The 8,810-nt window shown below is 65.1% G+C and carries 8 protein-coding genes; 1 reads left to right on the forward strand and 7 read right to left on the reverse strand.

Features of this window, described 5'->3' with window-relative positions:
- Nucleotides 1–182 precede the first annotated feature (182 nt).
- From ACSIH6_RS38590 to ACSIH6_RS38600, 3 genes are all read right to left on the reverse strand, one after another.
- Complete coding sequence (locus tag ACSIH6_RS38590) at nt 183–317, reverse strand: hypothetical protein (RefSeq protein WP_435113709.1); 135 nt, start codon at nt 315–317, stop codon at nt 183–185.
- Between the two features lie 96 nt (nt 318–413).
- Entirely contained in the window at nt 414–599 is a 186-nt protein-coding gene (locus ACSIH6_RS38595) for a hypothetical protein (protein ID WP_435113711.1), read from the reverse strand.
- A gap of 1,561 nt (nt 600–2,160) precedes the next feature.
- A complete protein-coding gene (locus ACSIH6_RS38600; protein ID WP_435113714.1) occupies nt 2,161–2,769 on the reverse strand; it encodes a hypothetical protein in 609 nt (202 codons plus the stop codon).
- Between the two features lie 306 nt (nt 2,770–3,075).
- On the opposite strand from ACSIH6_RS38600, the gene ACSIH6_RS38605 reads away from it, so the two are divergent.
- Entirely contained in the window at nt 3,076–4,167 is a 1,092-nt protein-coding gene (locus ACSIH6_RS38605) for a DUF418 domain-containing protein (protein ID WP_435113716.1), read from the forward strand.
- Nucleotides 4,168–4,677: 510 nt separating this feature from the next.
- Here the strand turns inward: ACSIH6_RS38605 and ACSIH6_RS38610 are convergent.
- The 4 genes from ACSIH6_RS38610 to ACSIH6_RS38625 form a co-directional block, all read right to left on the reverse strand.
- Nucleotides 4,678–5,454 carry a CPBP family intramembrane glutamic endopeptidase gene (locus ACSIH6_RS38610; RefSeq protein ID WP_435113718.1) on the reverse strand — a complete coding sequence of 259 codons (777 nt, stop codon included), beginning with the start codon at nt 5,452–5,454 and terminating at the stop codon, nt 4,678–4,680.
- A gap of 636 nt (nt 5,455–6,090) precedes the next feature.
- On the reverse strand, nt 6,091–6,864 hold the full coding sequence (locus ACSIH6_RS38615) for a hypothetical protein (protein WP_435113721.1): 774 nt from the start codon (nt 6,862–6,864) through the stop codon (nt 6,091–6,093).
- A 92-nt stretch (nt 6,865–6,956) separates the two neighbouring features.
- Entirely contained in the window at nt 6,957–7,229 is a 273-nt protein-coding gene (locus ACSIH6_RS38620) for a hypothetical protein (RefSeq protein WP_435113724.1), read from the reverse strand.
- Between the two features lie 180 nt (nt 7,230–7,409).
- Nucleotides 7,410–8,000: a hypothetical protein gene (locus ACSIH6_RS38625; protein WP_435113726.1), complete on the reverse strand. Its 591-nt coding sequence runs from the start codon at nt 7,998–8,000 to the stop codon at nt 7,410–7,412.
- Nucleotides 8,001–8,810 lie beyond the last annotated feature (810 nt).

Genomic DNA, 8,810 nt, shown 5'->3' on the forward strand with positions numbered 1-8,810 from the left:
AAGGCGAGGCTGGCCGCTGTCTCCCCTTGTCTCCCCTGGCGCGTGCAGGACCGTGACGAACGGGCCGCCGACGAGGCCGGCTTCGGTAGGACCGGTTTCGGTCCAGTAGGTGCGGTGGTCGAGGTCGCGGCCGCTAAGCATGTCGAGGATCTCGGTGGTGTCGTCGCAGGCCCGTGGTCGGCTCAGCCTGGGATGGTGACGTTGAGGGCGGCGGCAGCCCGGGCAGTCAGGTCGGCCGACAGGGCCAGGACCTGCTCGGCGGGCAGGAACAGGCCGTTCAGGGCGAGCCCGAGAGGGAATGGCGTGTAGGCGGGCAAGGACGGTCATCCTTGGTCTCTTTCTGCACGCTCTGGCGGATATGGGACCGGCCCCGCTGGATGGAGCGGGGCCGGTGTGAGGCGGGTGGCTGGTGTTCAGCCCATGGAGCGGGTGATGCGGATGTCGCTGCCCTCGAACTCGTGGTTGTGGCCGTCGGACTCGGTCCCGGCGATCGATTTGGTGGTGTCGTTGCTCTCGTACATGCGCCGGGTGACCGTGAGTGGCATGCGGATGACGGCGACAGGCATACAGGGCTCCACGAAGAAGGTGGCGATGCGCATGCCAGACTCGATGCGGATGGCGGTGATGTCGCCACCGTGGGCGCGGAGTGGAGGGAGTCAGCCAGCTTCTCCCGCGTCGGGTCGACCCCATCGGCACACCGACAGCCCCACACCCGCGCGATATCGCTCTCGACCGCACGCTCCCTCGGCAGGCGCGCCAGCTCGGCACGCGCTTGGGCGCGTGTTCCCTCCGCGGTGACCTGGTGGTCGCAGGCAACCGGCCCGGCTTAGTCTCGGCCAACGGCTGTGGTCTGCCGCACCGATCACACCGCCCACGAGCGGGCGTCAAGCTCGACCTCGAACCGGGCGAGCACCCCGGGTCCCCGGGTACGCCGCCGGTTCGTCGACCAGTACATCCCCTGCGATGAGCCCTTGCCCGGGGTCGAGGCTGACTGCCACCCACTCCATGAGCAGCGCCAGCATCGCCTGCTCCGGGGACTTGACGTACCGAATAAGCGTCCGAGCCTGCCTGGCTTGGGAGGGGAGCGAGTACGGACACGTTGTTGCGAATATCCGGTAATAGGGCTCCGTACGAGTCTGTCGTTGAGAGGAATGTGCCTACTCATGAGCGCTCCCGTCGGATGCTGTCGCGCAGTGAAGGCACGATCGGCGACGAGCTCTCATGGGGGAGGGGCGGCCGGGGTCAGCACCTCAACGAGGCGTTCGGCCAGCGACCACCCACTGCTGGACCGTGGCGTTCGCCAGCCCCACTCCGAAAACGAGGTGCACGAGCTTGGCATCCCGGAGATTGGACCGGTCATGCAGGTCACCGCTACATACCGCCACGAGGTCGGCTCGGGTGGTCAGAGGAACTGCGCCAACGAGTTCTAGAAACCGCAGGTGGTTCTCGGCAGCCCGGCCGTAAGCGGTCACGGTGTTCGTGGCCCCTCCAATGTTCGCCGTGAACTGCAGCCACCGCCGTATGGGCCTATCTCCCGCGACCAAGGGGAACTTGTCCCAGGCGATCATCACATGACCAGGCAACGTACTGACCTCAGATTCCAGATAAGGCAGTACGTGCACCGACTTTTCTCCCACACCACACCGAAGTAGGACAGAAGCAGCACCTCGCACGTTCGGCGGGACCACCCGGCGTAGGCGAGGATGCGGTTTGGTGTGCCGAGTGTCCGGTCGCGCAGGACACGGCCGGGCTCCTCAAGCTCATAACCAACAACGTGCAGGTATGGGCGGCCTCGGGTGATCCGGCCGCCGCCTAGTTGAGCGAGACGCCCTTAGCTTTCAGGCTGCTTCGCTGCACATCTCAGCCAGAATCCACCGTTCTTGCATTCAAGCTCGCTGAGAAGTCCGCACAGGTAGGAGGTGGCCTACCGGCGGGGCTCGGCACGGGCGAAGCGGTCTGCAAGGGACGCGGTGAACTCGGAGAAAAACCGTGACCCGGCCGGGAGATCAGACATAGCCACCAGCCAAGTCGATCACGGAAGAGCTCAGGCTGTGGTCGAGGGAGCCACCATCGACCACAGTCCGAACTTGGCCACACTCGATGTTACCCCGCTACGCGGATTCACTCCTGCATGGCTCCAACTTGCCGCGCGCCCAGGTGCTACTCGCCCTGGCTGATCCAGTTACCGTTCGTGTCGAGTTGCCAGTCCTCAACCTCGGGCTCGTGGACGAACAACTCGCTGCCCTGCATGACGACGATCTCAACGCGAGCGAGAGTGGCGGCTTCGTCCTCGAGCATCCGGAAGAAGGCCACACGCACGGTGTTCTCGGTATCGGTCGGGGAAGCGGCGCACTCGGTGGACACAACCGCGGAGCTGTAGTCCTCGGTCAGCACTGAGTCCGAAGCCTCGCCGGTCAAGAGACCAGCGATACGCTCTTCTGTGGTGCCGTTGCTGCGACTCGACGTCTCCTGAACGTATCCAAGGAGACGGTCGAGACCGCCGTCGACGTAGTCGAATTGGTACTCCACTGCACACCGTGAAGGGTCGTCGGACTCGACCGCAGCGACAGTGACCGTCTCATACACGCGATTCTCGGCGTAGTCGTCGCTCAGTTCGATGAGCTCGTCGGGAATGCGGAACTCGATGCTGGGAGCGGAGTCCATTGCGTACTCGGTGAAGTCGAAGACCAGCCTGTCACCGCCTGTGCACGCGGTTAGGGCGAACAGGGCTGTCAAACTCGCGGCCGTGAGGGCCTTGGTGGTGGTCACGGTGAGGGTCTCCTTGACCTGCTGCAAATCCAGAGGTTCTCAACACGTCCTACTTTGTAGCATCAAGATAGCCTCTGGCATTTGGGGCCTGGCACACCGGGTGTGCCACATCAGCCTTGGAAACCTCACGCAAGCCCGGGAGAGAACTGTGCCTCGGCCCTTACCCTGCCCGGACGGCCGCCCCAGAGCGCGTGCATCTGCTAATTTCCTAGTATGTGTGCTGGCAAACGGGCAGGAACATGTTCTGCGGACAGAGTATCGCACGCCGGCAGACGCCTACTGACGCCAGACCTTGCGCGCGGTGTGATGCTGCTCCTTATCGCCGTAGCCAACGCCCATTATTGGTTCGCACCGGACCTGAAGGCGTCCGAACCCTTCGAAGAGCTTGTCTCCGATCTACTGTACCTACTGGTCGACGGGCGGGCTTACCCTCTCTTCGCGCTGCTGCTCGGTTTTGGCTTGGCGACGATCGCGCATAGATCGATCCAGGTCAGCCTGGCCGAAGGCCTCAATCGCAAGCAGGCCGAACAGCGCGCCACGTCGCAACTGCGCAGAAGAGGGCTGTGGCTGCTGGCCTTCGGTACAGCGCACGCGCTTATCTTCGCCCACGACATCTTGGGTGTATACGGACTCGTCACGGTGTTGATCGCCAGGATCGTAGTCTCTCGCCGCTCGCGAACCGCACTGGTGCTGGCTGTCCTCACTGGCTCGCTGTCGATGACCTTCATAGCGGTAGTCGGGCCTGCGGCTGCTCTGACCCGCAGCCACGGTCTAGCAGCCCACACCCTTTTCGATGCGCACATCGTCGGTGTCATGTTCAATCTTGCTGTCTGGACCGTCTCAACACCGGTGACGGTCTTGTCTTCGATGGTGTTGCCCAGTGTGCTCCTGGGAGCGTGGCTGGCGGGTCAAGGGATGCTTGAGAAACCATACCTACACCGACAAGAACTCGCCGGGACGGTCCTAGCCGGATTTGTCGTGCCTACTGTGACCTTTCCGATGCTTTGGGTGAGCATAGATGGCGCCGACGTCCCGTCGCGCTTTTTGATCGCCTGGCACCAGAGCCTGGCGGGAATGCTAGCTGGAGCCGGTTACTTAGCACTCGTCGCGCTTGTTGTCTCTTGCATAGCAGGGACAGGGATTTTCAGCCGAATTTTAGCAGCTACTGGGAAGCGCTCACTATCAACCTACCTGTCGCAGACTCTGCTCTTGGCTCTAGGGGCCGGGGCTCTGCGTATCTGCGGCGTCGAGACACTCGCCTTGGCTTGGCAGGTCTTCGTTGCGACCACTGTTTGGTTGGTCTCGATACTCGTCTGCTCCCTGATGGAGTATCACGGGATTAAAGGGCCTGCAGAGCGAGGGTTGCGCCGTTTGGTGGCCACAGGTGTGCCTCGATGACATTTTCCCCGACGGGATTTCGAATATGCATTTGCGTTAACCATGGGGCCCAATACGACCTTGCCGTCCTGAGAGTGGTCGAGGGTTCCGCCACCTACGGCGCCCAGCTCGCCCTTGCCGTGGCCCGGACCCGACGTCAGCTCCTGCAGGCGCCAGGCATGAACGCCCGCACCACCACGGGGGCGGCATGTGAAACTCCTCGACCACACGCAGGATTGTCGAGGCACCTTGAGAACCCGTACCACAGCTCGTGCGAACGTGCCACAAGACGGTCACTGCCGAAGAGCGCACGCCCAGTGAATGAACCGCGGCCATCAACACACCCGCATGAATCCTCGAACGCAGCGTTGAGAACCAATATCAGCTCGGCAACCGACGGATCATCGGGATCCGCGTTCGAGGATTTTAATCGCTGGGTCACTTTCCAGGTTCTTGAGAACGAAAGCAAGCATCAAAGGATAGGGAGGCCGCCTATTTTCGCTTCCCTAAGTGCAGGTTCCCATTACACGATCACTCCGGAGAGGAAGAATTTTTGTCATGGTCAACGCCTATGTGGGACGGGTGCAGCAAGATCAGAATCGAGGCCGTACCCACTAGCGCAATGGAAAACACTGCGGGGGTTGCCACCGCCTCGACTAGGTGCACGGGCACCAGGACTGAAGCGAGGTTGAACAGCGCATGCAGCGCGATTACCGGACAGATCCTACGCACGTGCTCGTAGACGAAGGCCAGCAGCATCCCCAACGGCAAAGCTACGGCGATCTGCACGGGGTTACCGTGCAAAGCGGCGAACATTGTCGAGCTCATTAGGGCCGCGGACAGCACCGGCAAACGGAGCCGCAGCAGTGGGTAGATCAGGCCCCGCATAAGGGCCTCCTCACCCGCCGGGGCAGCTACAACTAAGGCAAGCAACAACACCACCACGGGCACCGCATCCCGAGAGCTCTGTGCGGCGTCGAAGGTCGGCGAACCGTACTCAGTGTAGATCGACACAGCTAGTGTCTGGCCTCCAAGGAAGCACAACACCAAACCAACCATGACGATAGCCCAGAATTCTGTCTTTTCCACCTTGCCCGAAGCAGGTTGCGATGACCATGCGCCGAAGGTCCAGCGCCGCCATGCCACAACAGCGCCGAGCACCAGGGGGCCGGAGACGGCTGCGCCCAGCACAGGCGAACCTGAGAGCAGTCCTACTGTGAACGATGTGGTGATGTAGAGGAGTAGCCCGGCAGCGCACTGGGTGAGGATCACCAGCCAGGAGCGAGATCGGTTGTTGGAAACGCTCACGCCCACTCCTGACCTGCGTTGTGCCCCAGTGTGCACTCGATCGCTCGCTCGACGAAACCCGCTTCGCGCTGCTGTACGGGGGCGGCAACGGCTACTGAAGAGTGCTCTCGGCCGAGGCTATGCCGCGTTCGCGCCTGTTCCATCAAATCCGGTTTACCCCCTGGCTCATACAGAGGCGGTGTCGCTCACTCACGCCTACCGCTCCGCGCCAGCCGAGGCTCCTGGAGAGCTGCTGGAGGTCGACAGCACCTTCGCCCACCGCGCTCTGCGCGACTAGACGACCTTCACACACTTACCGCGATTGCCCCGTGCGCCGACCACGGCGCCAACACGCACACCGCAGTGGTGACCGCCAACTCATGCACCATGTTGGGTGGAGGCCGCGTACCTGAACACTTTCACGTCCACCTCATCCACCGTTCCGAGAGCCACCCATGCCGACCATGTTCGGGTGGGATGCCCACCCGCCGCGCTGTTCCTTAGCCTGGGAGTATCGAGAACACCGATCATAGTGGGGCAGCGGGGTAGGGCTCCTCACAGCGGAAAACGCACTGCACTTGGGGCACGGCGCGCTTTTGCATTCGACTGGGCTGAGACCGGCCGATTGCATCATGAACACCACGCCGGTGACGAGCGTCACTCCTGCGGTTCCTCCCAAGGCAGCCGCCGGCGCGGCGGATCAGGCTCGCCGGAATCCCGGCGCTGTGCGTCGGCGGTCTCGATGAGCGGCTCTGGTTGGTCCTCGTCGTCGTCCCAAGGCAGCCGTGCGCCCCTTGGGCCCCGACGGTAGCCGCCACGTTCGACGTCGGTTACGGAGTTCTCGCCCTCCGCGGGATCGTCGGCTGCGGCTGACGGCTCGGCTTGGGGGGACCATCCGGTAGTCGAGGGAACTGCTTCGGTCTGGTCCGCTGGCGAAGCGGCCGCGAGCCAGGCGTCCCAGAATCCGTCGCCTTCGTAGGATTCGGCGGCCGCGTCCCATGCCGTGTCTTGAGCCAGGGCCTGCCGCTCCTGCTCCTCGATGCGTTGCCGGTACTCCAGCGGCCACCACATGCGGGGTTCGCCCGGAGCGTTCTGGCGTTCGACGTGGAAGACGAACCCCTCGGGGGTCTCTTCCCCGACGGTGACCACCGCCGACCCGCCGGGGTAGTTTGCGCGTTCGGCGCCCAGGAGGACGGCGAGCTTGCGCGCGACGGTCTGGCGTACGCCCTCGTCGGCGCCGCGCAAAACCTCCAACGGGCCGTCGTACTCGCCGGAGACGCAGGCGTACAGCGCCCACGTGTGCGGGCCGTCCCTGCGCTCCTTCCAGGGCAGGAGTGAGGTCCGAAGGCCTCGGATGTAGGAGGCGTCGATCAGCGAGTCCCGCTCGGGGCGCTCCGGCTGGGGCTGGAGGCTTAGCCACACAATGCTCATGGCAACGACCGTAGGGGGCGAGGCCCGAGCCCGCCGCGGATTGGTCCCGTTCCCCCGACGCTAGGGCGAGGGGCAAGATAATCTGTGAGTAGCTACAGCGGGCCCTGTCGCCTCACTGAAGGCGTGTGTAGCAGCGCGGGCAGGCCGGGGCCGTCACCGCGGCAGGCGTTCCAGGCGAAGCGGCAGTACCAGCGTCGGCACCGGCGCGACGTGGTCGCGGGGGCGTAGTCGTCGGTGGACAGCGGCGCGGTGTGATCGCAGGCCGGACAGATCCATCCGTGCGGGGTGGTCTGGGCGCCATGGGCGCGGGTCACCGACAGGCGCAGGCGCATGTGGCCGGGAGCGGGGCCGTGCGGGTCGGCCACGTGACGGCACGCTGAGCAGCGAAGGTAGGCAGATTGTTCGGGTTTTCGGTTGAGCAACGCCATGATCAGGGACACGTGCGTCTCCTGGACATCGGTCTCGGTCGGGCAGGGGCCGACGGGCCAGCGCCGCGGCAGCCCCAGTGTTCATGGCGGCGTTGGCGCGCGGGGCGAGGCGGTGGCTCACATGTCAGCGCTGATGGCCAGGGCGTGGCCGGTGGGCAGGGTAGCGCTGCCGCGGTAGCTGCTTCGGCTGTCGTCGGCAGCGGCCAGGACCAGTTCAGTGACGGCCGCGGGATCGGCGCCGCGGGGCAGGACCAGGCGGGCCTTGAACCGGCCCTGTCCGTGCAGGTCCTCGCTCACCTCCAGCGCCGTGACGTCCTCGGGCACGGTGGCGGAGCAATCGACCAGGTCACGTAGCAGCGTGGCGTGTTCGGCGGTGCTCACATCGCTGGTGCGCGCCAGTTCTCGGCCGAAGCCGGTGCGCAGCGGCGCGGCATTCGCCTGGACTTCGACCTCGTCCACCTGGCCGGTGGTGCTCCACCGCTGGCCGTCGTGAAAGCGTTCTGTGGACCAACCCAGCGCCTGGGCCACAGTGCGCACCATCTCGGCTTGGGCGTGGGCGTCCATGCCCAGTGAGGCGGGGGTCAGGACCACTGCGGGCAGAAACTGCTCGCCGGGGTTGCACGTGATCGTGACCGAGGGGAGTTCGCCCGTTTGGTCCAGGACGTGGGCGGCAGCGGTGAGCAGGTCGGGCAAGCAGTGGGCGTTCATTCAGATCTCCTGGGGGTGGGCGCGGTCCTCGGCGAGGTGAAGAACGTACTGGTAAGGGAGTGGCGGCTCGCGTGCCCTGCGTCGTCGTTGCGCGTGTTCAAGGCCTGAGGCGCATGGTCCGGGGTCCGGCACTGCCCCGGCGTGCCAGACCCCGGACACGGCGCCCGCGCAAGGCGGTGTCCCCCTGTCAGTGGCGCGGCAGGAGAACGCCTCACGCCTGCGGGCGGCCGTGGTGGTGCGGCACTCGGGTCATCTGCCTTACGTGGCCGAGCGCCAAACCGTCACGGCCTGCCCACTCTACGCCCATGGTGGGTGGTTCCATTTGAAAGCGGGCGCGGGTGTGTCGGCCACCGCGGTTGGAACATGGTTGGCCTACAGTCCTCACTGAAGGTTCCTGGGCGTGGTAGGGCCTGTAGTCCACGACGTGCCGCGTCCGTTCTTCGCCCCGGGTTCGAGGCTCCGCGTGAGTCCAGTGCTGCGAAGGCGGGGTTTCGAGCCCACCCCGTCCTGGCGCCCCAGGATGTGGCACCTGCCCGGTTGAGCCGCGGTCGCGCCGCCGGGCGGTGTGCTCTGGGAGTGGGAGCCGCCCAAGACAGGCTGCCTTGGGCGGCACTCCCCTTGCTGCGCCCGCCACACAATCGTCTGCCTGTGGCAGTTTCCCCCGGTGTCCCGGCGGGCGCGCGGGCGTCCCCCTGCTCGCCCGCATCGAAGCGGTAAGCAACCGCTTCGGTACTGCTTGTGATCCTATGGGTGGGGAGTGCGGCGGGCAACCGGGCAGGGGGGGGGGGGGGGGGGGGGGGGGGGGGGGGA

This window comes from Nocardiopsis synnemataformans, assembly GCF_965343085.1.
GTDB classification, from domain to species: domain Bacteria; phylum Actinomycetota; class Actinomycetes; order Streptosporangiales; family Streptosporangiaceae; genus Nocardiopsis; species Nocardiopsis alborubida.

What these genes read in the sequence shown, in the direction of transcription:
- ACSIH6_RS38595 (WP_435113711.1), bottom strand. Translation starts at nt 599, where the DNA reads ATGCGCATCGCCACCTTCTTCGTGGAGCCCTGTATGCCTGTCGCCGTC.
- ACSIH6_RS38605 (WP_435113716.1), top strand. Translation starts at nt 3,076, where the DNA reads ATGCTGCTCCTTATCGCCGTAGCCAACGCCCATTATTGGTTCGCACCG.
- ACSIH6_RS38615 (WP_435113721.1), bottom strand. Translation starts at nt 6,864, where the DNA reads ATGAGCATTGTGTGGCTAAGCCTCCAGCCCCAGCCGGAGCGCCCCGAG.
- ACSIH6_RS38625 (WP_435113726.1), bottom strand. Translation starts at nt 8,000, where the DNA reads ATGAACGCCCACTGCTTGCCCGACCTGCTCACCGCTGCCGCCCACGTC.